The organism is Streptomyces sp. NBC_01214, assembly GCF_026340975.1.
Taxonomy (GTDB): domain Bacteria; phylum Actinomycetota; class Actinomycetes; order Streptomycetales; family Streptomycetaceae; genus Streptomyces.
The window spans coordinates 4,083,052-4,106,112 of the sequence record NZ_JAPEOS010000001.1 but is presented as its reverse complement, the minus strand read 5'-3'; the positions used below and the strand labels follow the sequence as shown (position 1 = coordinate 4,106,112).

21 protein-coding genes and 2 pseudogenes are annotated in these 23,061 nt (G+C 72.0%); 12 read left to right on the top strand and 11 right to left on the bottom strand.

Annotation, left to right across the window (positions count from 1 at the left end; translation table 11 throughout):
* Window positions 1-83 precede the first annotated feature (83 nt).
* From OG594_RS47380 to OG594_RS19270, 3 genes and pseudogenes are all read left to right on the top strand, one after another.
* A pseudogene (locus OG594_RS47380) lies at window positions 84-236 on the top strand (hypothetical protein); the annotation flags it as partial.
* 37 nt (window positions 237-273) lie between these two features.
* Entirely contained in the window at window positions 274-786 is a 513-nt protein-coding gene (locus OG594_RS19275; protein ID WP_266600533.1) for a pyridoxamine 5'-phosphate oxidase family protein, read from the top strand.
* 88 nt (window positions 787-874) lie between these two features.
* Window positions 875-1,711: a class II glutamine amidotransferase gene (locus OG594_RS19270; RefSeq protein ID WP_266600531.1), complete on the top strand. Its 837-nt coding sequence runs from the start codon at window positions 875-877 to the stop codon at window positions 1,709-1,711.
* 19 nt (window positions 1,712-1,730) lie between these two features.
* Here OG594_RS19270 and OG594_RS19265 read toward each other — a convergent pair whose 3' ends face one another.
* Window positions 1,731-2,615, bottom strand: a complete 885-nt coding sequence (locus tag OG594_RS19265; protein WP_266600530.1) for an MBL fold metallo-hydrolase — start codon at window positions 2,613-2,615, stop codon at window positions 1,731-1,733.
* 126 nt (window positions 2,616-2,741) lie between these two features.
* On the opposite strand from OG594_RS19265, the gene OG594_RS19260 reads away from it, so the two are divergent.
* Together OG594_RS19260 and OG594_RS19255 are read left to right on the top strand one after the other, a co-directional pair.
* Complete coding sequence (locus OG594_RS19260) at window positions 2,742-3,170, top strand: MarR family winged helix-turn-helix transcriptional regulator (protein ID WP_266600528.1); 429 nt, start codon at window positions 2,742-2,744, stop codon at window positions 3,168-3,170.
* Window positions 3,171-3,259: 89 nt separating this feature from the next.
* Window positions 3,260-4,312, top strand: coding sequence for a LacI family DNA-binding transcriptional regulator (locus OG594_RS19255; RefSeq protein WP_266600526.1), 1,053 nt, complete (start codon window positions 3,260-3,262; stop codon window positions 4,310-4,312).
* Between the two features lie 84 nt (window positions 4,313-4,396).
* On the opposite strand, the gene OG594_RS19250 is transcribed toward OG594_RS19255, so the two are convergent.
* Complete coding sequence (locus OG594_RS19250) at window positions 4,397-5,059, bottom strand: DUF4360 domain-containing protein (protein WP_266600524.1); 663 nt, start codon at window positions 5,057-5,059, stop codon at window positions 4,397-4,399.
* Window positions 5,060-5,314: 255 nt separating this feature from the next.
* Here OG594_RS19250 and OG594_RS19245 point away from each other — a divergent pair, with 255 nt between their 5' ends.
* Complete coding sequence (locus OG594_RS19245; RefSeq protein WP_266600522.1) at window positions 5,315-7,189, top strand: glyoxal oxidase; 1,875 nt, start codon at window positions 5,315-5,317, stop codon at window positions 7,187-7,189.
* Here OG594_RS19245 and OG594_RS19240 read toward each other — a convergent pair.
* The 3 genes from OG594_RS19240 to OG594_RS19230 are packed head-to-tail and all read right to left on the bottom strand — an operon-like array spanning window position 7,186 to window position 8,592.
* Window positions 7,186-7,767, bottom strand: coding sequence for a HutD family protein (locus tag OG594_RS19240; RefSeq protein ID WP_266600520.1), 582 nt, complete (start codon window positions 7,765-7,767; stop codon window positions 7,186-7,188). The two genes, OG594_RS19245 and OG594_RS19240, sit on opposite strands and share 4 nt — an antisense overlap.
* Entirely contained in the window at window positions 7,764-8,135 is a 372-nt protein-coding gene (locus OG594_RS19235) for a DUF4180 domain-containing protein (RefSeq protein ID WP_266600517.1), read from the bottom strand. Before OG594_RS19235 ends, OG594_RS19240 begins: the two co-directional genes overlap by 4 nt.
* A 16-nt stretch (window positions 8,136-8,151) precedes the next feature.
* Window positions 8,152-8,592, bottom strand: coding sequence for a MarR family winged helix-turn-helix transcriptional regulator (locus tag OG594_RS19230; RefSeq protein WP_266600515.1), 441 nt, complete (start codon window positions 8,590-8,592; stop codon window positions 8,152-8,154).
* Window positions 8,593-8,746: 154 nt separating this feature from the next.
* Here OG594_RS19230 and OG594_RS19225 point away from each other — a divergent pair, with 154 nt between their 5' ends.
* Together OG594_RS19225 and OG594_RS19220 are read left to right on the top strand one after the other, a co-directional pair.
* A complete protein-coding gene (locus OG594_RS19225; protein ID WP_266600513.1) occupies window positions 8,747-10,276 on the top strand; it encodes an MFS transporter in 1,530 nt (509 codons plus the stop codon).
* A 98-nt stretch (window positions 10,277-10,374) separates the two neighbouring features.
* On the top strand, window positions 10,375-10,893 hold the full coding sequence (locus OG594_RS19220; RefSeq protein WP_266600511.1) for a DUF664 domain-containing protein: 519 nt from the start codon (window positions 10,375-10,377) through the stop codon (window positions 10,891-10,893).
* Between the two features lie 40 nt (window positions 10,894-10,933).
* Here the strand turns inward: OG594_RS19220 and OG594_RS19215 are convergent, their stop codons facing one another.
* Together OG594_RS19215 and OG594_RS19210 are read right to left on the bottom strand one after the other, a co-directional pair.
* Window positions 10,934-11,284 carry a hypothetical protein gene (locus OG594_RS19215; protein ID WP_266600509.1) on the bottom strand — a complete coding sequence of 117 codons (351 nt, stop codon included), beginning with the start codon at window positions 11,282-11,284 and terminating at the stop codon, window positions 10,934-10,936.
* A 211-nt stretch (window positions 11,285-11,495) separates the two neighbouring features.
* Window positions 11,496-12,857, bottom strand: coding sequence for an FAD-dependent oxidoreductase (locus OG594_RS19210; RefSeq protein ID WP_266600507.1), 1,362 nt, complete (start codon window positions 12,855-12,857; stop codon window positions 11,496-11,498).
* Between the two features lie 208 nt (window positions 12,858-13,065).
* On the opposite strand from OG594_RS19210, the gene OG594_RS19205 reads away from it, so the two are divergent.
* The 3 genes from OG594_RS19205 to OG594_RS19195 all read left to right on the top strand — a co-directional run bounded on the left by OG594_RS19205 (window position 13,066) and on the right by OG594_RS19195 (window position 14,899).
* Window positions 13,066-13,257: a DUF5302 domain-containing protein gene (locus OG594_RS19205; protein WP_266600505.1), complete on the top strand. Its 192-nt coding sequence runs from the start codon at window positions 13,066-13,068 to the stop codon at window positions 13,255-13,257.
* Between the two features lie 168 nt (window positions 13,258-13,425).
* Window positions 13,426-13,839: a rodlin gene (locus OG594_RS19200; protein ID WP_266600503.1), complete on the top strand. Its 414-nt coding sequence runs from the start codon at window positions 13,426-13,428 to the stop codon at window positions 13,837-13,839.
* Window positions 13,840-13,987: 148 nt separating this feature from the next.
* Entirely contained in the window at window positions 13,988-14,899 is a 912-nt protein-coding gene (locus OG594_RS19195) for a glycoside hydrolase family 19 protein (protein ID WP_266600501.1), read from the top strand.
* Here the strand turns inward: OG594_RS19195 and OG594_RS19190 are convergent.
* Window positions 14,896-15,657: pseudogene (locus OG594_RS19190) on the bottom strand (IS5 family transposase). The gene OG594_RS19195 and the pseudogene OG594_RS19190 overlap by 4 nt on opposite strands.
* A gap of 72 nt (window positions 15,658-15,729) precedes the next feature.
* Between OG594_RS19190 and OG594_RS19185 the strand changes: the two are divergent.
* A complete protein-coding gene (locus OG594_RS19185; RefSeq protein ID WP_266600499.1) occupies window positions 15,730-16,941 on the top strand; it encodes a hypothetical protein in 1,212 nt (403 codons plus the stop codon).
* Between the two features lie 150 nt (window positions 16,942-17,091).
* Here OG594_RS19185 and OG594_RS19180 read toward each other — a convergent pair whose 3' ends face one another.
* The 3 genes from OG594_RS19180 to OG594_RS19170 form a co-directional block, all read right to left on the bottom strand.
* The gene (locus tag OG594_RS19180) at window positions 17,092-19,860 is read right to left on the bottom strand and encodes a LuxR family transcriptional regulator (RefSeq protein WP_266600497.1); all 2,769 of its coding nucleotides are present in this window, start codon (window positions 19,858-19,860) and stop codon (window positions 17,092-17,094) included.
* A 213-nt stretch (window positions 19,861-20,073) separates the two neighbouring features.
* Entirely contained in the window at window positions 20,074-21,840 is a 1,767-nt protein-coding gene (locus OG594_RS19175) for a S8 family serine peptidase (protein WP_266603040.1), read from the bottom strand.
* Window positions 21,841-22,299: 459 nt separating this feature from the next.
* Window positions 22,300-23,049, bottom strand: a complete 750-nt coding sequence (locus OG594_RS19170; protein ID WP_266600495.1) for a DUF1838 family protein — start codon at window positions 23,047-23,049, stop codon at window positions 22,300-22,302.
* Window positions 23,050-23,061 lie beyond the last annotated feature (12 nt).

Below are 23,061 nucleotides of genomic sequence, written 5' to 3'. Positions count from 1 at the left end.
ACCGGAGCCACGGTGTGGCCCCGCTCCGCGATCCCGGCCGCATGCATCGAGACATCTGAACTGTTCCTAACGGAGGCCACGTCGAGGCCGGGGAAACGCCGTACCTGGCTGCTGCCAGCGAGCTCGCCGAGGAGGTCGCCGTCCCGGGCCGCCGGGGGTCGGGCGTGCTCGGCTCGGGAGCGGGGTGGGGCGCGGCCTCCGGTGGACGGCCGGCGCGCCCCGGGACAGGCTGGTGAGCGACCGCAGCCGAAAGCCGCGCCCAGGAGGACGACCGTGCCCGACGAGGAACCCCGCGCCGAGCTGGACGCGCGGTACAGCGACGAGCGGGCGACGGCCGTGCCCTGGCGGGAAGCCGTCACCCGACTGGCCGCGGCGGAGCTGTACTGGCTGACGACCGTACGCCCCGACGCACGGCCGCACGTCACCCCGCTGATCGGGGTCTGGGCGGACGGCGCGCTGCACTTCTGCACCGGGCCCCAGGAGCGCAAGGCCAAGAACCTCCGCGCCAACCCGCACGTCGTCCTCACCACCGGGACCAACACCCTCCACGAGGGATTCGACCTGGTCGTCGAGGGTGAGGCGGCCCGGGTCACGGATCCCGACCGGCTGCGCCGGCTCGCCGCCGCCTGGGAGGCGAAGTACGGCGCCGAGTGGCATTTCGAGGTGGGGGACGGCGTGTTCGTGAATCCGGACGCGGGCGAGGCCGTGGTCTTCGCGGTCCGCCCCGGCACCGCCTTCGGTTTCGGCAAGGGCGGCTACAGCCAGACGCGCTGGCTCTTCTCCTGACCCGCGGCCGCCGCGGACGGCCCGTCCCGCGAGAACCCCGACGTCGGCGGGGTTAGGCTCGGAGCAGGTCGCGAAGGGGATGGTGCGCATGTGTCGCTGGCTCGCCTACTCGGGTTCGCCCATGCTCCTCGACACCGTGCTCTACCGCCCCGAGCACTCCCTGATCAACCAGAGCCTGCGGGCCAAGATGGGCGCCGAACCGACCAACGGCGACGGTTTCGGCATCGGCTGGTACAGCGCGGACGGCAACGGCACCCCAGCGGTCTTCCGGGACGTCGGCCCGGCCTGGAACAGCCGCAACCTGCAGGAGCTCTCCGCGCACGTCCGCTCACCGCTGTTCTTCGCGCACGTCCGTGCCTCGACGGGGTCGGCCGTCCAGCAGTCCAACTGTCACCCCTTCCGCCACGGACGCTGGCTGTGGATGCACAACGGCGCGATCGCGGACTTCCACCGGCTCCAGCGCGACCTGTGCATGGCTGTCGACCCGGCGCTCTTCCCGTCCATCGAGGGGTCCACCGATTCCGAGGTGATGTTCTACCTGGCGGTCACTTTCGGTCTCGACCAGGACGCCCCGGGTGCGGTGGCCAGGATGGCGGGGTTCGTGGAGCGCCTCGGCAAGGAGCACGGCGTACCGGAACCGCTCCAGATGACGGTGGCGGTGAGTGACGGCGTGCACGTGTGGGCCTTTCGCTACTCCAGCCAGGGAAAGTCCCGCTCGCTCTTCTACAGTTCCCGGGCCGAGACCGTCCGGCACCTGCACCCGGAGGTGCCCTACCTGAGGGAGGTCTCGGACGAGACCCGCCTCGTGGTGTCCGAGCCGCTCGGAGACCTGCCCGGAGTGTGGAACGAACTCCCGGAGAGCAGTTACGTGGTGATCCCCTCGGGGCCCGACTCGGACTACCTCCCCTTCGTCCCCGAATTCTGACCGCCCCCCGACCTCCGGGTCACGCGTCCAGGGGGCGCCAGGCCGGGCCGTCCCCGTCCTGTACTACGTGTCCGAACACCACGTCGGCGAAGTGGACGCCGAAGCCGATGGTGCCGGGCTCCGCCAGCTCGGCGACGAGGCGCTTGCGGTGGCAGGCGGTGCGGGCGCCGTCGTGGTCGAAGCCCGAGGACCATGCGGGGTGGTCGATCTGGAGGGGCGAGTGCACGGCGTCCCCGAAGGCGATCAGGCGGCGCCCGCCGCCGGTGATGACGTACTCGGCGTGTCCGACGGTGTGGCCGGGGGTGATCCGTACGCGCACGCCGGGGAAGACCTCCTGACCGTCCGTGATCGTACGTACGCGCGGTGCCAGGGCCGCGACCTGCTCGGTCATGCCCTGGGCCTCCAGGAGGTCGCGCCGCTCCCATTCGGGCTCGGACACCAGGTACTCGGCGTGGGCGAACACCGGCCGGTCAGCGCCGGGCGCGGAGTGGCAGGCCCAGCCGAGGTGGTCCGCGTGGAGGTGGGTGAAGGCCACCGCCTCCACGTCCTCGGGGCTGCGACCGAGTTCGGCCAAGCTGCGCACGAGCGCGCCGCCCCGGATCGTGGCGAGCGGGCCCTCCGGGGCCTCGTGCGACTGCGGGCCGAAGCCCGCGTCGATCAGCAGGGCGCGGCCGCCGTGCTCCACGAGCAGTCCGCCGACGCTCCCCACCAGGTGGCCCTCGGGGTCCAGGTACTGCGGATGCGCGGCCCACACCTCGTCGGTGCTGTCCTGGAGCAGCGACAGCGGCCGGAGCCGTACGTCGCCGTCCGGCACGTAGGACACCGTGGTGTCGCCCAGCCGTATCGAGCGGATTCCCGCCGGACGGCGCAGTCGCTCGTCCTGAGCCATCGTCATGTCAGCCATGGGTCATCTCCCGTGAGTTGCCATCAGGTCGCCGCGGTCCGCCGCGACGACGATCACCATAAGCATCAAGTTCGAATCATTCAAGCTGTAAATATTTCTGCTTCACGGACTTGCTAGGGTGATGGCATGACGACGCCCCCGGAGCTGCAGGCCATCGCCGAGCGACAGCTGTGCGGCCTGGTGAACGGACTGGCCCAGCGGATCTCCGAGCACGTGCGCGAGCGCGCCGCGACCCTGGGCCTCACCGCGTCGCAGGCGACCGCGCTGCGGGAGATGAGCGGGCCGATGACCATGCGGGAGCTCGCCGACCGCATGAGCTGCGAGCCCTCCAACACCACCTTCGTCGTCGACAAACTGGAGAAGCAGAGCCTGATCGAGCGCCATCCGCACCCCACCGACCGCCGCGCGAAGCAGCTCGTCCTCACCGCCGCAGGGATCGCACTGCGCGAGCGCCTCCTCGCGCTGCTCGCCGTGGACTCGCCGCTGTCCGGCCTCACCACGGAGGAACAGGGCGTCCTGCGGGGGCTGCTGGAACGGGCCGCCACGCGGCCGTAACCCGCCTGCGGGGCAGCAACCGGGCGCGGTCACCGGTTACCCTGCTGCCCGTCGAGACCACCACCCGTGGACACCGTGGAGGAGCATCCGTGACCGAGCCGCGTCCCGACAGCCGCCCCACCCTGGAGGCCGTCGCGGCGCACGCCGGGGTGTCGCGGGCCACCGCGTCCCGCGTGGTCAACGGCGGCGACGGGGTCCGCGCACATCTGGTGGACCGGGTCCGCACCGCGATCCGCGTGCTCGGGTACGTCCCCAACCACGCGGCCCGCACCCTGGTCACCCGGCGCACCGGGGCAGTCGCGGTGATCATCGCCGAGCCGGAGGTCCGGATCTTCTCGGACCCCTTCTTCTCGCGCCAGGTCCGCGGCATCGCCAAGGAGTTGACCGCACACGACGCACAGCTCGTCCTGCTCCTGGTCGAGGACCGCGGCGACTACGACCGGATCGAGCGCTACCTGGCCGGCGGCCACGTCGACGGGGCCCTGGCCTTCTCCCTGCACACCGACGACCCGCTGCCCGCCATCACCCGCCGCATCGGCATGCCCACGGTCTACGGCGGCCGGCCCGGCTGGACCACCGGGAGCGGGGAGGACGACGGCGAGGGCGTGGTCTACGTCGACGCCGACAACCGCGGGGGCGCACGGGAAGCCGTACGGTACCTGCTGGCGCAGGGCCGGAGGCGGATCGCGCACATCGCCGGCCCGCTCGACCAGACCTCGGCCGCCGACCGGCTGAGCGGCTACCGGGACGCGCTGGCGGCGGGCGGCCCGGAGTTGTTCGCCGAAGGGGACTTCACCCCGGCGGGCGGGGCCCGCGCGATGGCGGAACTGCTGGACCGGGACGCCGGTATCGACGCCGTCTTCGCCGGGAACGACCTGATGGCGACCGGCGCCCTGCGCGTACTGCGGGAGAGCGGCCGGACGGTGCCCGGGGACGTGGCGCTGGTCGGCTTCGACGACGCCGAACCGGTGGCGGAGAGCGCCGACCCGCCGCTGACGACCGTACGCCAGGACATCGAGGGCATGGGCCGTCTGATGGCACGGCTGCTGATGCACCGTCTGAACGGCGGTCCGGACGGGCGGCCGGCGGCGCCCGATCCGGTGATCACCGCCACGGCACTGGTGCGGCGCGCGTCGGCCTGAGCCGGCGGCGGACCGGGCACCGGACACCTCGCAGGGGCCCGCGGGACGGCGGGCCCCTGCGAACGGGGAGCGGGCGTTCCCGGATCAGCGCCGGGCCGGGCACTTCTTCCAGGAGAAGTGGTACACGCTGTTGATGCTGCCGTCCGTCGAGTCGAGTGCCATGAAGCTGGTGTGCGCCGGGTCCGAGGTGCCCACCTCGGCGCGCAGCTCGGTGTTGATGTTGAAGTTGCGCTGCTCACCGCAGGGTGCGAAGACCAGGGCCTCGACGCCCGTGGTGTCGGTCGCCTGCCAGTTGTCGACGAGCTCGCCGTTGAACTTGTGGGTGCGGTACGCGGTCTGGCTCATGCCCTGGAAGTAGTAGCTGGCCTTCTGCGTGCCGACCGCGCCCGGTGCGAGGCTGCCGAAGCCGCGGTAGTCGACCTTGGCCACGGCGTAGGTGTACCCCTGGGGGACGTGGACGTCGAGGGAGAGGAGGCAGTTCTTGCGGGCCTCGACGGCGGAGACGCCGCCGCCGGCCTGGGCCAGGTATTCGCTGTAGGTGACGGTGAAGGCCGAGTTGTCCGGCGACACGGCGACGGCGGCACTGCCTGGACGGCAGCCCGATCCGTTCACGGAGGCGACGTCCACGGTGACCTGGTCGGTGGGGGCCGAGGGCGCCGGGGACGAGGCCCCGGCGGCGGGGGTGAGCGCGAGGAAGGTCGCGGTCACGGCGGCTGCGGTGAATCCGGTGCGGAGGGACTTGATCACACCGCCATGGATAGCGGTCCGCAGCGGCCCCGGCCGGGCGACGGGCACGCGGTCTCACCTCGATGGCCGAAGCCCATCACCGGAGAAACGATAAATCTACTCAAACCCCTCCGCCGGATGGCCCCAGGTGGCGCGCAGCGCCGAGTCGCACCGGTCGATCGTTGCGATATTTCCTAATATCGGCGGCGTCCTTGAGGCAATCAGCGGGTTCTGGAGCCGGCCGGGGCGCCGGGCCCTCCTGCGGTGAGGAGTCCCATGTCCCGCACACCACGCCCGTCCCGCGCACCACGACCACGCCCCACCGCCCTGTCGGCGCTGGCGCTCGCCACCGCAGTGACCACCGCCCTGACCACCGCCCTGACCATCGCCCTGGCCGCAGCCGCCCCGGCCTTCGACCCGGCCTTCGCCGCGGCCCACCACACGGGCGACGAGGCCGGGGTGCTCGGCGAGGAGCACGCCCGCGCGCACGCACGACTGCGCGAGGCGGCCAAGGGCAATCAGGGCTATCCGCAGTCGAAGCGCACGTCGAGCCTGTCCTCCCTGGAGGCGTCCCAGCTCAAGGGCAACGCGAAGTTCGACGCGGCCCGGTTCGGCCGGTTCACCCGGTTCTTCCCCTCGCCCGATTTCGGCGTCCACGTGGCCCAGCTGCCGACGGGCAAGGTGCTGCTCTTCTCCTTCGAACGCGTGGAAGCCGATCCCACCAAGGAAACCGGGCCCACCAACACGGTCGGCCGGACCAACGCGGGCCGCGCCTACCTCTGGGACCCCGCGAGGGGGACCGGGGCGAAGGCCTTCAAGAACGTGCCGCCGCCGGTGGTGCTGATGCCCGACGGCGCCTACGCCCCGCGCCCGGCGCCGTTCTTCTGCGCCGGTCACTCCTACCTCCCCAACGGGATGGTGGGGGTGTTCGGCGGGAACGTCGGCGGGAAGGGCGGCAGCGGCGCCAAGCTGTCCTTCGTGTTCGACCCGTGGACCGAGAAGTGGTTCCGCAACCGCGACATGTCCGTGGGCCGCTGGTACCCCTCGGTGGTGACCGGGCCGGACGGCCGGCAGATCATCATGTCCGGCCAGTCCGAGCGCGGTACGGGCACACCCACTCCGGTGGTGGAGCGCTTCCCCGCGCTCGGGCGGCCCGTGCCCTGGCGTTCGTACGACATCCCGGCGAACGTCCCCGCGGAGCGGCTCCGGTCGCAGGCCCCCTTCCGCAACGACTATCCGCACCTCTTCTCGCTGCGGGACGGGATGATCTACGGGCTCGGCCGCGACGCCGACCAACAGTGGCTGTTCGACCCGGTCGGGGACACCCGCACCGACCTGCCGCGGCGGCCCGCCGACTTCCGGGGCTACGGTTCGGCCGTGCCGCTGCCGGCCGGCTTCCGGGGCCCTGACTCCGTCCTGGTGCTCGGCGGCGACCCGCGCGACCCGCTCACGTACCGGCTGTCCGGCGGCCGTTGGAGCATCGAGGAGCCGAGGGCCTTCGGCCGCACCCAGGACGGGACCCTGATCCTGCCCGACGGGACGCTGCTCACGGTGAACGGCGCCCTGGACACCCGGGACTACGGCAACGGGCCCTTCAACCCGAAGGCCGACCTGAAGTACCGGCAGATCGAACTGCGCGACGCGCAGGGCCACTGGAAGCTGGGGCCGGCCCAACGACTGCCCCGCGGCTACCACTCCAACGCCCTGGTCCTGCCGGACGGCCGGATGATGGTCACCGGGGACGAGCTCCAGCAGATCGCCAACGACCCCGACATCAAGGACGGGATGGACGGCAGCATCGAGCTCTACGAGCCCGCCTACCTGCACCGCGGCGCCCGGCCGGCGCTCGACCGGGCCCCGACGGGCGACCTCGGCCACGACACGGACTTCCAGGTCACGAGCTCGACGGCGAAGGACGTCACGCGGGCCGTGCTGCTGGCGCCGACGACCGTCACCCACTCGGTGAACACCAGCCAGCGCCACCTGGACCTGCGGATCACCGGTGTCCACGGCTCCACGATCGGACTCCGCACGCCGCCGGGCGCGACCGACGCCCCGCCCGGGTACTACATGCTCTTCCTGCTCGACGCGAAGGGCGTCCCCAGCACCGCGAAGTGGATCAAGCTGGGCACCCGCACCCGCACCCGCTAGGCCGGGGCCAACCGTACGACGGCCGCGCGCCCACCCGTACGGACCCGGCAGTCGAGCGGCCCCGTCAGCAGGGCCGCGTCGTACGGGAGCAGCTCCGCGCGGTCACCGGCCCGTTCGAGTACCGCCGGCCCCTCCAGCGCGACCACCAACAGCGTCCCGCCCGGCGGGACCGCGGCGTCGAGCGCACCCCGCACGACGGCGGTCTGCGCCTCCACCGCGCCCCTGCGGTACATCACGTTGAAGTTCACGACCGGGCCGGAGAGCAGCCGGCACTCGGTCGGCTCGTCCCCGGGGAAGTCCTGCGGCGCGAACCGCTCGTCCACGAGTCGGCGTACGCCCGCCACCGTGAGGTCCATGCCCGCGCCCTCGGCGAGGGTCAGGGTGCGCTCGATGCCGGGGAAGCCCGAGAACGGGCCGTCGGCGGCGACCTCGGCCAGGCTCACGCGCCAGCCGAAGGCGTCCATGTCCGCGCCTTCGGGCCAGACCGCGATCTCCCGGGTGACTCCCCCGCCGTTCTTCCAGACGGTGGCGGTCCGGTCGGCCGCCCGCAGGACGCGCAGCGCGCCGGCTCCGCTCACGCCGCCGGCCCGGCCAGCCGCTCGCCCAGCTCTGCGGCATCGGCGAGGAACCACGTCTGCGTCCCGCGGTTGCACTCGCGGACGAAGTCGCGCAGCGCCGGACTGGCCTCAGTGTGGCGCGAGATGTCGCCCAGGACGACGATGCCGACCCGGTACTGGACGAACTTCTGGATGATCGCGCCGGCGACGCGGGTGCTCAGCCGGAAGAACTCGTCGTCGAACCGCCCGGCGGGGATGACGACCCACTGGGCGCCCTGGTAGCCGGCGTCGCCGATGAAGTCGAGGGCCTCGCGTTCACCGGCGATGACCTCGCCCTCCGCCTCGCACATCAGCACGGACACGTCGTTGATCGTCTGCAAAGTACTCATGGAGGCCGAGGCTACTTCAGGCGCCCTTCTCCATCGAGGGGCGCAGGCGGCCCAGCAGGGCGTAGAGCGTCGCGCTCTCGGCCTCGTCGAGCGTGTCCAGCGCGCCGTGCACGGCCTGCATCTCCTCGCGCACGCGGCGGATGACCTCGCGGCCCGCATCCGTCGCGACGACGTTCTTGACGCGTCGGTCGGCGGGGTCCGGCTCCCGGCGCACCAGCTCGCGGGCCTCCAGCCGGTCGACGATGCCGGTCACGTTGGAGGCGTCGCACACCAGCAGGGTGGCGAGGCCGCGCATGGGTACGGGGCCGTCGAGCTGGGCGAGGACCCGGGCCTGGGTGGAGGTCAGGCCGTGCTGGGCCGCGGCGGCCGCGAACTCGCGCCATTGGGCGGTGCCGATCGCGGCGAGCAGCTCCAGCAGCTGGAGCTTGGTGGGGGTCTGCGTGGCGGTGTCGCTCATACCTGGAGCGTACTCAGGATGCTTCACATTATCAATTGTTTACTTGACCACCTTAACTATCTACGTCTACCGTCGGTCGAGTTACTTGAGAAGGTCAAACATCTGCGTTCCGAAGCTCTTCAGCTCCGAAACACGAAGAAGGTTCACCCCAGCCATGAGCACCCCCTCTCCCGCCACCACAGCCTCCGGGCACCGGAACGAGACGGTCATCGTCTTCGCCCTGAGCCTGGCCGCCATGGTCGTGTCGATGATGCAGACCCTGCCGGTGCCGATCCTCGGCCTCATCCGTGAGGACCTCGGCACCACCACGGCCAACGTGAGCTGGGTGACCACCGCCACCCTGCTGTCGGCCGCCGTCTTCACCCCGCTGCTGGGCCGGTTCGGTGACCAGCACGGCAAGAAGCCCACCCTGGTCGCCGTGCTCGGCGTCATGGTCGCCGGCTCGGTCATCTCCGCACTGGCGACCTCGCTGCCGCTGCTGATCCTGGGCCGGGTGCTCCAGGGAGCCGCCACGGCGATCTTCCCGCTGGCCCTGTCGGTCCTGCGCGAAGAGGTCCGGCCGCAGAAGCTGCCGGGCGCGATGGCCCTGGTCAGCGGCACGCTCGCGTTCGGCAGCGGGCTCGCGCTCGTCGCGACCGGGCTGCTCACCTCCGGCTCCGGCGCGGACTACCGCAACGCCTTCTGGATGGCGACCGGCTTCGCGCTCCTCGCCCTGCTCGCGGTGGTGTTCCTGGTCCCCGCGACCCGCCACAAGACCGGCGGGCGCACCGATTTCCTCGGCGCACTGACCCTCGGCATCGCGCTGCTGCTGCTCCTGCTGCCGATCTCCCAGGGCCACGAGTGGGGCTGGGGCTCCGCCCGCACGCTGGGCAGCTTCGCCGGCGCCGCCGTCATGGCCGCCGTCTGGGTGCTCGTCGAGCGCAAGGTGAGCGAGCCGCTCGTCGACATGAAGATGTTCGTCCACCGCCCCGTGCTCATGGCCAACCTGGCCGGTGTCCTCGTCGGCTTCGGCATGTTCGCGAACTTCCTGGGCGTCTCGTACCTCGTCCAGATGCCCGAGGCCCTCACCGGCTACGGCTTCGACGCGTCCATCCTGCGCGCCTCCGTGCAGTTCCTGCTGCCCGGCGCCATCGTCTCGCTGCTCGCCTCGCCCGTCGGCGGCCAGATCGTGCGCCACCGGGGTCCGCGTACGGCGCTGGCCCTGGCCGCGGCCCTCGGCGCGGCCGGCTTCGCCTGGCTGGTCCTGGACCACCAGCACAGCTTCTCGGTGATCGGCGCCGGGCTCGTCGTCGGTGCGGCCGTCAGCTTCGGCTACGCCGCCATGCCCGCCGTGATCATGTCCAGCGTCCCGCACCACCAGAGCGGCATCGCCAACGGCATCAACTCGATCTCCCGCTCCACGGGCAGTGCGATCGGCAGCGCCGTCGTCACCACGATCCTCGCCTCCAAGACCATCGAGCACCTGCCGGCGGGGGTCCCCCCGCTGCCCGCCGAGTCCGGGTTCACCCTCACCTTCGGGATCGGGGCGGTGGCCTTCGCGCTGGTCGCACTGATCAGCTGGATCGGCCTGCGCAGCGGGCAGGGCACCGTGGCGGCGGCCGCCGGACAGCCCGCGGCAGTACCCGGGACGGCGGAGCAGGCCGAGCAGGCCGGGACGGCGGAGAAGGCGGACGCCACCCGCTGACCGACCGCCCGTCCCGTCACCCGACCCGCCGGCCCGGGGGTCCGGCCTCCGCGTGTCGCTCGCGGCGGTCGGGCCCCCGGGCCCCGCATGGTGGGTGCATGAAGGCTACGGACGTCATCGTCGACGGTTTCGGACGCATCCGGGAGATCGTGCACGAGGTCGTGGAAGGGGTCCCGCCGGAACTGCTCAACGCGCGCGTTGACCCGGCGGCGAACTCGGTCACCTGGCTCATCTGGCACCTGACCCGGATCCAGGACGACCACATCGCGGACGCGGCCGGCGCCGAGCAGATCTGGGACTCCGGCGGCTGGTCGGACCGGTTCGCGCTGCCGCTGCCCGCCGGGTCGACCGGGTACGGACATTCGCCGCAGGACGTCTACACCGTGCGGGTCGACTCGGGCGAGCTGCTGCTGGGGTACTTCGACGCGGTGCACGAGCGGACCGCCCGCTTCGTGCACGGGCTCGCCGCCACCGACCTGGACCGGGTGGTCGACGAACGCTGGGATCCGCCGGTCACCCTCGGGGTACGCCTGGTCAGCGTGCTGGGGGACGACCTCCAGCACGCCGGGCAGGCGGCTTTCGTACGGGGCGTGCTGGAGCGGGAGCGGGGCCTGTGACGGGGCCTCGCGGGCGCCGTCGGCGTACGGGGGGGCACGCTCAGCACCGGCGGTGCCACCATGCCAGCTCCGGATCCGCCGCGGGATCGTGGTGCGTTCGCCCGAGCAGCACCTCGTCCAGACGCTCGACCTGCACCCGCAGTTCGGCGGCGGCCTTGGGCGGCAGCATGGACAGGGCCTCGTGCAGCTTGTCCCGGGCCCAGCCTTCGCCACAGCACGGGCAGGAGAACTCGGCCTCCCACCGTCTCCACCGGCGTTCGACGCCGTGGACGCGGACCGACCACACGCTCAGTGCGACGGACACGATGCCCGGCGCCAACCGACCCCGCTCGAGCACGCGGACGGCGGCGTTCGCCGCCCCCGACAGGCCGGGGACATCGCGATAGCGCACCCAGGGGCCCCTCCGGCCGCGTCCCTGCGGCCGAACCGAAGCCGGCGTTCTACGCGGCACGGCCCCTTCGGACATCTCTCATGGACGACATCTTCCTACAGCCACGATCGGCCGGACAGGACCGGGTCCCGCTGCCCGGGCCGCGGCGCCGCCGAGCGCGCCGCAGGACGTACGGAGGGCCGGGACCCCGTCCGGGTCCCGGCCCCTCGCGCTACGCTCCGCTCGCGTCGAGCATGCCCTCGCGCTCGACGATCTTCACGCGCTCGCGGCCCTGGGGCTCGCCGAGCGCCTTCTCGGCCGCGTCCAGCCGGTACCAGCCCTCCCACGTCGTGTAGCGGACGCTGCGCTCGGCGAGGAAGGCTTCGACGGCCTCCGGGGCCGGGGCGGCCGGCTCGCTCAGGCGGCCCTCCGCGTGGTCGGCGAGCAGGTTCGCCACCGTCTCGTTCGCGTCGCCCTTCGTGTGGCCGATCAGGCCGACCGGACCGCGCCGGATCCATCCGGTGACGTACGTCGACTGCAGGTGGCCACCGGCTTCGATCACGCGGCCGCCCTCGTCCGGGACCGTGCCGGACTCCACGTCCCAGGGGAGCTTGGGCAGCTCGTCGGAGAGGTAGCCGACGGCCCGGTAGACGGACTGGACGTCCCAGTCGGTGAAGGTGCCGGTGCCCTTGACGTTGCCGGTGCCGTCCAGCTCGGTGCGCTCGGTGCGCAGTCCGACGACCTTGCCGTCCTCGCCGAGGATCTCGGTGGGCGACTCGAAGAAGTGCAGGAACAGCTTGTGCGGGCGCTCGCCGATGTCGCGGATCGCCCAGTTCTCCAGGGTCTTGGCGACCATGTCGGCCTGCTTGTTGCCGCGACGGGTGGCTATGGAGCCGTCGTCGTAGTCGATGTCCTCGGGGTTGACGATGACCTCGATGTTGGGCGAGTGGTCCAGCTCCCGGAGCTCCATGGGGCTGAACTTGGCCTGCGCCGGACCCCGGCGGCCGAAGACGTGCACCTCCAGGGCCTTGTTCGCCTTGAGCCCGTCGTAGACGTTCGCCGGGATCTCGGTCGGCAGCAGTTCGTCGGCCGTCTTCGCGAGGATGCGCGCGACGTCGAGGGCGACGTTGCCGACACCGAGCACGGCGACCTTCTCGGCCTCCAGCGGCCAGGTGCGCGGGACGTCCGGGTGGCCGTCGTACCAGGAGACGAAGTCGGCGGCGCCGTAGGAGCCGTCGAGGTCGACGCCCGGGATGGTCAGCGCGCGGTCGGCCGTGGCACCGGTGGAGAAGATCACGGCGTCATAGAAGGACTGCAGCTCGTCGAGGCTGATGTCGTTCGGGTAGTCGACGTTCCCGAAGAGGCGCACCTGCGGCTTGTCGAGCACCTGGTGGAGGGCGGTGATGATGCCCTTGATCCGGGGGTGGTCGGGGGCGACGCCGTAGCGGATCAGGCCGAAGGGCGCGGGCATCCGCTCGAAGAGGTCGATGGACACACCGGGCTCGACGGCTGCCTCGGACTTCAGCAGCGCGTCGGCGGCGTAGATACCGGCGGGGCCGGCACCGACGATTGCTACCCGCAGAGGGCGAGGCATGGCAGAGGTTCCCTTCGAGCGACGGCAAGGTGGATCAAAGGGAACCCTAAACGAAGGTAAACCTAACTCGGCACCCGGTGTCTCTTTATGGCCACATAATCAAAACTTATGACCTCCCCAAGGACACCTTGGGGCATCGAGGAACTCGCTGGTCAGCAGGGACGCCAGCTGACAGACTGAAACCGCTTGATCACCCCAGGAGGACAACATGGCTGACGAAACCGACACCCCGCAGGACGAGTCCCCGGCCGAAGCCGCCAAGCGCAAGTTCCGGGAGGCCCTGGAGCGCAACGCGGCGAACGCCCAGTCCCAGCAGGCCCACCAGAGCCGGGCGAAGGTCCAGGGCGCCAGCAGCGGCCCCGGCGGCAAGAACAAGAAGGTCCGCCGCAAGACCGGCTGACCCTCGAACCCGAGGAGCTCGCCCCCGCCGCCACGGCCGGGGGTGGCTCGACCCGGCATTGGGCCACTCGGGTGAGTGGGGATAACCCGGGGCACCGTCGACAGTTGATCAGCACGTCCCGCCGAGGGCAGCCATCACACGCGACAGTGCGACCAGAAGGATCCCCACATGCTCAAGAAGTTCATGGCCACCGCAGCCGCCACCGCCGCCGTGCTCGGCGCGGGTGCCGCAGTCGCCTCCCCCGCGATGGCGATCGGCAACGACAACGGCGTGAACACCGTCAACGGCAACGGTTCGGCCCAGATCTACGGCAACCAGGAGACCCACGGCAAGATGAGCCCGCAGCTCGGCGCCATCCAGGGCTCGCTCAACAAGCTCTGCGTCGGCCTGCCGGCCAAGGTCAACGCCCAGTCCCTGCTCGCGGTCCTCGCCAACGTCGGCGTCCAGGACGTCAACGTCCTCGCCAGCCCGCAGAACCAGCAGTGCACCGAGAACTCCACCCAGGCCAAGGGTGACGAAGCGCTCTCGCACATCGCCAGCAACATCCCGGTCCTCTCCGGCAACCTCTCCGCGGGCAGCTGATCGGTTCGATCGCGCGCCGGTGTCACGCGTCACTCGCGACACCGGCGCGTTTCCTTTGGTCTAGACCTTGGCAGGTTCCGGCCATTTTCGCTTCAGTGGGCACCATTGCCCCCACGGCAAGTCCCCCCACTGAAGGAGCAGTTACGTGATGCGTGCGCTTCGCCTCCGCGCCCTCGCACTCGCCGCCGCCTCGGCCCTCACGGCCGGCCTCGCCCTCACCCTCCCCTCCTCCCCCGCCGTCGCCGCGACCCCCTGCGCCGGCGCCTGGACCTCCTCCGCCGTCTACACGGGCGGCATGAGCGCCTCGTACGGCGGCCACAACTGGCAGGCGAAGTGGTGGACCCAGGGCGAGACGCCCGGCACCACCGGCCAGTGGGGCGTCTGGTCGGACCAGGGCGCCTGCGGGAGCGGGGGCCAGGACCCGGATCCGGGCAACCCCACCGGATTCGTGGTCTCCGAGGCCCAGTTCAACCAGATGTTCCCGAACCGGAATCCCTTCTACACCTACAACGGCCTGGTCTCGGCGCTCTCCGCCTACCCCGGGTTCGCCAAGACCGGCGACGACACCACCAAGCGGCGCGAGGCCGCAGCCTTCCTCGCGAACGTCTCCCACGAGACGGGCGGACTCGTGTACATCGTGGAGCAGAACACCGCCAACTACCCGCACTACTGCGACGCGAGCCAGCCGTACGGCTGTCCCGCCGGACAGGCCGCCTACTACGGCCGCGGGCCCATCCAGCTCAGTTGGAACTTCAACTACAAGGCGGCCGGTGACGCGCTCGGCATCAACCTGCTCGCCAACCCGTACCTCGTGGAACAGGATCCGGCGGTCGCCATGAAGACGGCGCTCTGGTACTGGAACACCCAGAACGGCCCGGGCACCATGACCGCGCACGCCGCCATGGTGAACGGCGCGGGCTTCGGGGAGACCATCCGCTCGATCAACGGCTCCCTGGAGTGCAACGGCGGCAACCCCGCCCAGGTCCAGAGCCGCATCTCGAAGTACCAGAGCTTCACGCAGCTGCTCGGGGTGACCCCCGGGAACAACCTCGGCTGCTAGCCAGTGCCTGACAAATGATCACGGGCTGGTTCGCGGAGCCAGTGGATCAGCGAGGCCAGGACGACGCCGGCACGGTAGCGGTCGGCGAGCTTGTCGAATCTCGTCGCGATCGTAGAGCTCCCTGTCGAAGGCGGGCGGCCGGCCGCCGAGGCGCCCTCGGCGTCGGCGGTTGGCCGCTTGGTCGCGGCGCTTGTCGCCCAGGACTCGGGGCGATTTCGTGCGCGGGCGGCCGGTGTCGGCTCGCGGAACGCGGATCCCGTCGAGGACCTGACCGAATGCGGTGGCGTCGTCGACGTTGCCGGGCGTGAGCACGATGGACAGCGGCAGTCCCCGGCCGTCGACGGCGAGGTGGACCTTGGTGGTCAGCTCGCCTCGGGACCGGCCGAGGGCCTGGCGCGTCTGCGAGCCGACCGGATCTTCCAGTTCGTCCCCGTCCGCAGCCTCCTTTTACGTGCGCCGGCGGCGTGCTGGTGAGCACGGTTGATCGTGGAGTCGACGGCGACGGTCCACTCCACCCGGCCCATCGCGTCGTCGCGGACCTGCACATGCTCCAACAGCCTTGCCCACGTACCGTCCGCCTCCCAGCGGGCAAACCGCTCATAGACGGTCTGTCACGGAGCCCCGGTCCGCAACGGCCACAGCACACCATTGACCACCTGCCGGTGATCACGCCACGGCCGACCACGCCCATCCACCTGCGCCAACAAGGGCTCCATCCACTCCCACGCCGCCTCCGCCACACCGACCTGCCACAAGATCAATTTTCAGACAGGTGGCCTTAGCATGGGCACGCCATCCCCCGTGCCGTGTCCAGCCGACGGAAGACACCCATGCGCCTCCAGCGGATATCCGCCGCGACCGCGGCCCTCGCCGCGCTCACCACCCTCGCCACCGCCTGCGAGGACTCCCCCAAGCCGGGCCCGCCCGCCGCGAGCCCCTCCGCGAGCGCTCCGGGCGCCGCCCCCGCCTCCCCCACGGCCGCCGGCGCCGGCGCCGCGCCCGCCACGCTGGCCGGGGCGCAGGCCCACGTACAGCAGTACACGTCCTGCGAGAACCTCAGCACCGACCCGAACGACAGCCGGGTGCCGCTGAGCGGGTTCATCGGCGCCGGGGACTGGGGCATCACGGAGCGCGGCGTCTGCACGGACGAGAAGGCGCGGGGCGAGATCGTCCTCTTCCTGACCCCGGACATGAAGGCCTTCCAGCAGGCCGCCAAGGACCACGCCGCGAAGCTGCTCGCCGAGGGCCGGGACGACACCGACCTCGCCAGCCGCACGGTCATCGGCAAGACCTTCGCCCTGACCGCGCTCAAGACCGCCACCGCCGTGTCCCTGGTCAACCCGCCCAACTCCGACCTGCGCATCCTGAGCTGCAACCCCAACGTCTTCGTCCCGGAGGGGTTCAAGAAGGAGAAGGCCCTGGTCGAGGGCTGCTTCCTCACCGACTACGTCAACAGCCCCGACGGCCAGGGCAGCCCCCACCGCGGGGCGGTCCGCGACCCCTCCACCGAGGGAGCCGCGAAGCCGGGCCAGCCGTCCACCGGCAGCCCGGGCCTGCCGAGCGCCGGCAGCATCGCCGAGCTGAAGCAGCTCGTCAGCCCTCACACCGTCGACTGCACGAAGATGACCGTCACCGACGAGCACATTCAGTCGATCGACTACATGCCGGTTGTCGACGGCCCCCCGAGCGCCTGGGGCGTCAAGCAGCGGGCCGTCTGCGGCGAGCTCGGCGGGGAGCGGCGCGCGCACAACCTGAACTGGCTGGACACCGTCTCCGACATGAAGACCCTCCAGACCAAGGCCAAGGCGGCACAGCTGGCCGACCTGAAGGACGACGGGCGCCTCAAGGCCACCGCGAGCAAGCTGCTGGTCGGCACGAACATCGCCGTGGAGACCAACAACGCGAACGTCCGCCGCGGGCTGTACCAGCTCCAGTTCCTGTACCTGAACTGCGAGACCGGCTTCACCGCGCCGGCCGGCTACCGGCTGGAGAAGGCCCAGGTCGAGGGCTGCGTCCTGACCAACTACGAGCGCCCGAGCTGACACACGGCCGTCCGGGGCGTGCGCGGCGCGCCCCGGGGGGTATCGACTGGGGTGTTCCGCCATCCGCGCACCAGAAGCACCAGAAGCACCAGAAGCACCATGTCACTCTTCATCCCGGATTTCGACGAGACAAGCCTTAGGCCGTGTCGATCAGGGCGTGCGCAGCGCGGTGGCCAGCTGGGCCCGTGAGCGGACGTCGAGCTTCTGGTAGATCCGGGTCAGCCGGGCCTCCACCGTCTTGACGCTGAGGAACAGCTTCGCCGCGGCCTCCTGGTTGCTGGCGCCCTGGCTGACCAGCAGCGCGAGCCGGGTCTCGGCCTCGGTCAGGGTCGCGGCCGCCGGTACCCGCGCCGCGGCGCCGTCACCCGGGGCCGATTCCTTGGCGAGCTCCGTCCAGGGGGCGGCCCCGGCCCGGTCGAAGACCTCGGCCGCGGCCCGGAGCGCCGCGCGGGCCGGTGCGCGCCGGCGTCGGCGGCGCTCCACCCGCGCGAGGGCGAGCAGCGTACGGCCGCGTTCCAGCGGCAGCCGCAGGGCGTCGAAGCGCTGGGCGGTGGTCTCCAGCAGGTGCACGGCCCCGTCGGCGTCGCCCTGCGCGGACAGGCACAGCCCGCGGGCCCGGTCGAGGGCCGCGACCACCCCGGTCCGGCCGAGGCCGACGGCGACCGTGCGGACGGAGGCCAGCAGTCGGGCCGCCTCCTCGGGTGCGTCGGCGGCGATCAGGGCTTCGGCGAGCTCCCCGTGCCAGCGCAGGATCGAGGGGTCCACCACCTGCTGGGCGGCCTCCAGTTCGGCGACGCGGCGCAGGGTGGCGACGGCCTTCGCCGCCTCTCCCGTGGCGAGTTCGACGAGGCCGAGCGCGTGCAGGCTGCGGGAGAGGAAGACCTGGTCCTGCTCCTCCTGCGAGGCCTGGATGCCGCGCCGGGCGTAGCCGGCGGCCCGGGCGAAGCTGCCGCCCATGGCCTCGGCCATCGCGGCGACGTACCAGGCGGGGCCGGGCGAGAGGCCCGCGTCGATCGTGAGCTCGAGGGCCCGGCGGGCGTGGGCGGAGGCGGCCTCGCACCGGCCGCTGCGCAGTTCGACCTCGGTGAGGCTGCGCAGGACCTCGAAGACGTCCTCGGCGGAGCCGGTGCGCTGGACGGCGGGCAGCAGGACCATCAGTTGGCGACGGGCGTCGTCGAGGCCGTCGTCGAAGAGGGCGTGCCGGACGGCGAGGTACTGGGGCGCGTTGCGCATGCCGAGCGGTACCTCGGGGGCGGGCAGGGCGAGGGCCTCGGCGAGGATCGCCTCGGCTCCCGGGTCGCCGAGGATGCGGCCCATGCGGGCCCGTACGGTCAGGGCCATGGCCTCGGCGACCTGGTCGCCGCCGAGTGCGGCGAGCGCCCCGGCGCGGGCCGCGGCGTCGCGGGAGCGGACCGGGTCGCCGTCGCTGAGGTTGTGCTTCCAGGCGATCCGCAGCTGGACGGCGGCCTGGAGCGAGGGGTCCCCGGCGGCCTCGTCCATGGCGTACGCGATGGTCTCGTCGAGGGCGCCCAGGGCCTGGCCGGCGGCGTCGATCACGGCGAGCCGGGCCCGTACCCGGTCGGCGGGCGAGGCGTCGCGGGCCAGGACGGCTCCGGTGGCGCGGCGGGCGAGGTCGGCGCGGCCGGACCAGCCGGCGTCCTCGGCGGCCGCGACCAGGCGGGCCAGTTCCGCGCCGGCCAACGAGGACGGCGTGCGTTCGGCGGCGAGCAGGCCCAGTTCGGCGGCGAGGGCGCGCTGGCCCCGGCGGCGGCAGGCCGCGGCGGCCTCGGTGATCTCCTCGGCGAGCCACTGGTCGGGGGTGTCCACGGCCAGCGCGCGGTGGCGTACGGCCTGGACGGGATCGTCGACGGCGGCGGCCAGGGCCGCGTGTCCGGCGGCGCGTTCAGGCCAGCCGGCGTCGGCGGCGAGCGCGGTGGGCAGGGCGCCGGCGGTGAACTCCACGGAGCCGTCCTCGCCCACTCTGACCAGTGCGGCCCGTTCCGCCTCCGCCAGTTCGGCCTCGGCGTCGGGGCGGCCGGCGCGGCGCAGCAGGGAGATGGTGGGGCGGGTGGCGAGGGCGGCGAGCAGCAGGGTGCGGCGGGCCTGGGCGGGGGCCCCGGCGAGGAGCCGGCGGGCCACCTCGCGGGCCTGCCCGGAGACGGGCAGGGGGTCGGCGTGGTGGGCGCTGCTGTCGCGGGCCTCGGCGGCTTCGGCGAGGGAGTGGCCGAGGGCGAGGGCGAGGCGCGGGTTGCCGCCGCTGGCCTGGTGGATCCGGCCGGCGAGGCGGGCCGGAAGGCCGTGGCGGACGAGGAGTTCGGCGACCTCGTCGGCGCCCAGCGGGGGTACCCGGATGGCGGGGACGCCGGGGCCGCAGAGGGGTTCGCCCACCGGGACCCCGCCCTGGACGCATTCGGCGACCAGGACCCGGACGCGGGGCGGGGTGAGGCGCAGGGCGAAGCGGAGCAGGTCGGTGCTCTCGGCGTCGAGCCACTGGGCGTTGTCGAGGACGAGCAGGACGGGGTCGCGGTCGGCGAGGGTGCGCAGCACCTCGACCACGGCGAGGCGCAGGGCGATGTGGTCGCGGCCGGCCCGGGGGGCGTCGGCCTCCCGGCGCAGGAGGGCGATGGCGGTGCGCTGGGGCCCGGAGAGCTGTTCCAGGGCGCCGCCGGGTACGGAGGCGAGGAGGGCGGCGGCGGACGCCTCGGGTATCCATTGGTCGGCAGCCTCGGGGGCGAGGCAGAGCACGGTCTCGCGGCGCGATTCGGCCGCGGCCGCGACGGCGCGCACGACCTCGGTCTTGCCCGCGCCGGCGGGTCCGGTCAGGAGGGCCCGGCCGTGCGCGGTCAGCGCGCGGTCGACCGCCCTGATCAGTTCTCCGTGTCCGACACTTGTGTCAGCGTGCCCCGTCGCCGCCACCACGCACAGCCACCAGCCTCTCGGTCCCCAGCTCCGGCGCCCTTCCTGTGAGAGGCGACAATACGAGGTCGAGTGGCGGGCGGACACGGATTGTGACGCAGAAATCAGTCGCGTGCCGGGAAAACCCGTCGGCCCTGCCGATACGAGGTGTATCAGCAGGTCCGCGGGCTCGCTTTGGTCCGTACTATCTGGCCGTCAGGCCGAGTTGGCTCCTGATCAGAAGGTCAGGTTCCAGGAGTCGATCTTGCCGGTGTCGCCGCCGGCGTTGTCGTTGACCCGCAGCTTCCAGGTGCCGTTCGCGACCTCGGAGGAGGCGTTCACGGTGTAGACCTGGTTGATGTTGGCCGTGCTGCCGCCGGAGCGGTTGTGCAGGTTGTAGACGCTGCCGTCCGGGGCGATCAGGTCGACCTTGAGGTCACCGATGTAGCTGTGGACGATGTTCACGCCCACCTTGAGGGCCGCCGGGGCCTTGCCGGTCACACCGGTGACGGTGATCGGGCTCTCCACCGTGGCGTTGTCCGCGATGGCGTAGTCCGTGGTGTTCTCGCGGCCCGAGGTGGGCGGGGTCGAGGTCACGGCGGCGACGGTAGCGGCCGCGTCGGCGAGGCCGGCGCCGCAGCCACCGGTGCAGGTACCGGCCAGCGGGCGGGAGTTGGTCTTGATCGCCGACTCGATCTGGGCCGGGGTCAGCGAGGTGTTCGCCGACTTCAGCAGGGCGGCCAGGCCCGCGATGTGCGGGGCGGCCATGCTGGTGCCCTGGTAGGGCTTGTAGCTCTCGGCACCGGGGGTGGTGGTGCCAGCGTTCAGGGTGGAGAGGATCGCGTTCTCGGGGGTGGTGACGGTGCCGGGCGTGTCGGTGGCGCGGCGGGTCTCACCGCCCGGGGCGGCGATGTCGATGATCGCGCCGTAGTTGGAGTAGTACGAGCGGTCGCCGGCGCGGTTCGTCGACGCCACGTTGATCACGTTGTTGCAGCTGGCGGGCGAGTAGCCGGACGCGTTGGCGTTGCTGTTGCCGGCGGCGACCACGACGGTCGTACCGCGGGCGACGGCCGCGTTGATGGCGTTCTGGTAGCTCGTGCCGCAGGCACCCGGGCCGCCGAGGCTCATGTTGATGACCTTGGCGGGGGTGGCGTTGGCCGGGACGCCCGCGACGGAGCCGCCGGAGGCCCAGGTGATGGCGTCGACGATGTCCGAGGTGGCACCGCCGCACTTGCCGAGCACGCGGACGGGCTGGATCTTCGCGCCGTAGGCGATGCCGGCGACGCCCTTGGAGTTGTTGGTGGCCGCGGCGATGGTGCCCGCGACGTGGGTGCCGTGCCACGAGGAGGTGCTGGCCTTGGAGCCGACACCGCACTCGCCGTCGGTGGCGTTCCAGTCGCCCTCGTCGGCCGGGTTGGCGTCGCGGCCGTTGCCGTCGCGGGCCTCGGAGGAGGTGGAGATGAAGTCGTAGCCGGCGACGATGTTCGGCGCGACGTCCGAGTGGGCGACGTAGCCGGTGTCGATCACGGCGACGGTGACGCCGGAGCCCGTGGTCTTGTCCCAGGCACCGGGGACGTTCATGCCGGCGGTGGACTCGAAGAGGTCCCACTGCTTGGCGTACTCGGTGTCGTTCGGGGTGACGGCCTGGGCGTAGGCGCGGGTGTCCGGCTCGACGTAGGCGACGTCCGGGTCGGCGCGGAACTGGGCCATCACGTCCGCCGCGTCGGCCGGGGCGGTCGCACCACCCAGGTTGACGAGGGCGGCTCCGGTGCCGAGGCGACGGTCGAACTTCGCCTTCTTGTTGCCGGCCTTCTTGCCCTTGGCGGTGGCGTCATCGGCCGCCGCGGTGTTCGAACTGGCCTCGGTGGCCGAGGACTTGTATCCGACGATGAGGTTCTCGACGGGCGCGGTGGGGGCGACCGTGGCGGCGGGGGCCGCTGCGGGGGTCTCGGCGGCCAGGGCCACGGAGGCGGTCGCGGAGCCGGCGAGCAGGGTGACGGACATGGCCACCACGGATATGAGCCGACGTCTGGAAGAGTGCACGTGTTCCCCTTCGAGGGCCGTTTCCGGGCGTGCCGGAGCGGCCGGTCAGTGCAGTGTGGGAGGTTCCGGCGGCCGCGGGACCGGGAGCGAGTTGGTCGAGCTCGCCCCGGCTCCGCCGCGCGCCACGTCGCCCGAGCCGCAACAGCGGGGCTGGGCAACGGCGGTCCCGGCTCTCCCCCCGACCGGTACGGCCTTCACGCCATGTGGGGTGGGCGTGTGTGCCGTAAGGTCAGGAGAAGATCGCCGGTGGGCAGACAGTAGGCAACACGGGGATGAACTCGATACGGGGAAAACCCTTGTCCGCCCCCTGCGACTCCCCCCGGGGGTCCCTCGACAGGGGCTCTGACCAGGTACTTTCATCGTCCGCGCGATCATCGCGCAGGATGGGGGCGCAGACCGGGACGGTAACCGGAGGCGGTGCTACCGCGGCGGGAAGAGCCTGCGGAAGTACGTCCAGCTGGTCTCGTTCGGCTCGCTCCACTTCTCCGGCGCGTGGGCGAATTCGGGGTGGTGCTCGGCGATGTACGCGCGGGTGCGCTCCGGGACCTGCGCGTACGAGTCCAGCTTGCGGCCGCGGCAGTGGAAGGTGAGGCCGCCGGGGCGCTGCCCCTGTTCCATCCAGGGCAGCCACGGCGACATCCGGGTCCAGGACATGGTGGCGGGGACGCTCACCGCGTCGGTGGTCAGGGTGGCCGCGGGTGCGAAGAACTGGAACAGTTCCAGGGCGCGGTAGGTGTCGTCGGCAGAGTGGGCCGGGTACTGCGCGACCGGCAGGGGCGAGGGGTAAGCCAGCGGGATCTCCAGGCTGAAGCAGACCTGGTCGCCCAGTTTCGTCAGGGGGACCGGGAAGGGCCGCCACTTCTGGTTCGCCGGATCGTTCCAGACGTGGACCACCTGCTTGTCCTGCCAGGTCTCCAGGATCTCCCGGGTCCCGGGGTCGAGGTAGAACGCGGCCTCCCTGGACAGGAGTTGGTATCCGCCGAGCTCCTCGTCCGCGACGAGGCGCGCGACGTTGAGCCCTTCGAAGCCGAAGAGGCGCCGGTAGGGCTCGCCGGGGGCCCAGGAGTGGACGTCTCCGGTCCACCAGTAGGTGACCTCCGCGCCGTCGAGCGAGGCGCGGGTGCGGGCGAATGCGTGCAGGAGCTCGGCGGGTGTCAGCTCTGATGTCATACGGCCCACTGT